The organism is Nonomuraea aridisoli (genome assembly GCF_003236395.1).
Lineage (GTDB): Bacteria > Actinomycetota > Actinomycetes > Streptosporangiales > Streptosporangiaceae > Nonomuraea > Nonomuraea aridisoli.
Genome location: NZ_POUD01000682.1, coordinates 1 through 427 on the forward strand (window position 1 = coordinate 1; position 427 = coordinate 427).

The 427-nt window shown below is 50.8% G+C and carries 1 protein-coding gene and 1 pseudogene; one reads left to right on the forward strand and one right to left on the reverse strand.

The annotated features are described in order from the left end of the window. A pseudogene (locus C1J01_RS48705) lies at positions 1–330 on the reverse strand (efflux RND transporter permease subunit); the annotation flags it as partial. Between the two features lie 2 nt (positions 331–332). Between C1J01_RS48705 and C1J01_RS53950 the strand changes: the two are divergent. Then, positions 333–427 (forward strand): 50S ribosomal protein L11 methyltransferase (locus C1J01_RS53950; RefSeq protein WP_369122778.1); only part of this gene is annotated, 95 nt, incomplete at its 3' end.

Below are 427 nucleotides of genomic sequence, written 5' to 3' on the forward strand. Positions count from 1 at the left end.
GGCCATACCGGCGTTTTGTGCCTGGCCGCTGAAGCTAAAGCCGTTAACCGTAAAGACACTTTCAACGTTCGCTTTCTCGTTCTTCAGATAGTAATCCGTCACTTGATCCAACACTTTTTGCGTCCGCTCTTGCGTCGCGCCAGCGGGTAACTGAATCATGGTCAGAAAGACACCCTGATCCTCTTCAGGTAAGAAGGAAGACGGAAGACGTAAAAACAACACCACCATTCCTGCAACAATCAGCGCATAGATCAGTAAATATCGTCCTGTGGAACCGAGGATTTTGCCGACGCTGTTGGTGTAGTGGTTAACGCTATGATCGAAGGTGGTGCCTGCAATGGCTCGACAGCCTCGATTTAACCGGTAAAACAGTCATCGACTTTGGCTGTGGTTCCGGCATTCTGGCGATCGCGGCGCTGAAACTGGG